The organism is Protofrankia sp. CiP1_Cm_nod3 (assembly GCF_982290655.1).
This window is the reverse complement of the sequence record NZ_CEVIVD010000099.1, coordinates 8150-9133: the sequence shown is the minus strand read 5'-3', so window position 1 is coordinate 9133 and position 984 is coordinate 8150. Positions and strand designations below refer to the sequence as shown.

Here is a 984-nt window from a genome sequence, read left to right as displayed (position 1 = left end):
ACGGTGGGCTGGGATCTCGCCCTGACCAGGGTGACGCCGCAGTGGTTCGGCAATGCCGGGCGCAGCGTGTTCCAGCCGCTGCTGGAACCGCAGTGGTCGGGCTCCCGGCCGGCCGACGGCGGATACCGTAACGACCGGGTCGCGCAGCTGCTGCGGGACGCCCTCGGGGAGCGTGACCCGGTCGCGCTCTCCACCCGCTGGGGCGACCTGGAGCGGGAGCTGCTCACCGACGCCGCCGTCATTCCGCTCGCGGTCACCGTCGCGCCCCGTTTCCACAGCGCCAACGTCCGCGGCTTTCTGCGGGTCCCCTCGCTGGACGCCGCCGACCCCACCGCCGTCTCCCTGGGCATCGCCTAGGACGAGAGGCCGGAGCCTGGGACGAGAGGCCGGGTGAGAGCGTGCGAGCGGAGCGGTGACATGGTTGCCGCTTCCTTCCCAGCCCGTGTTTTCCATGCCACGGCTCCGTTCGCAGGCCTGGGCGAGCGGGAGGAGCGGTGACGGCGTTCGGTCACCAGAGCGGATTGTGAGGGTGACCGATGGTGGTCGGTGCGACGAGATCGGCCCTTCTCGTCTTACACTCGGTCAGGCCGGCTGGCGGCTGGGGGGCCGGATCCGGAGTCAATCAGCGGGACGAGACAAAGGAGCATGCGGACCGTGGCAGGTGGTAACGCCATCAGAGGAAGTCGGGTAGGGGCGGGGCCCATGGGGGAAGCCGAACGCGGTGAGACGGCCCCGCGACAGCGGATTTCCTTCTGGTGCGCCAACAATCACGAGACCAGGCCGTCGTTCGCCGCGGACGCCACGATTCCCGAGACCTGGGACTGCCCGAACTGTGGCTTCCCAGCGGGTCGTGACCGCGACAACGCGCCCGCTCCGCCCAAGACCGAACCGTACAAGACGCACCTCGCCTACGTTCGGGAGCGGCGCAACGAGAAGGACGGGGAGGCGATCCTGGCCGAGGCGCTGGCCAAGCTGCGCGGCACT

General features: G+C 70.1%; 1 protein-coding gene and 1 pseudogene. Both read left to right on the top strand.

Annotation, left to right across the window (positions count from 1 at the left end; genetic code table 11):
* A pseudogene (locus AC5LUJ_RS17285) lies at positions 1-357 on the top strand (ABC transporter substrate-binding protein); the annotation flags it as partial.
* A gap of 297 nt (positions 358-654) precedes the next feature.
* Positions 655-984, top strand: a 330-nt coding sequence (locus AC5LUJ_RS17280) for an RNA polymerase-binding protein RbpA (protein ID WP_493465293.1), incomplete at its 3' end; no start/stop codon positions are given.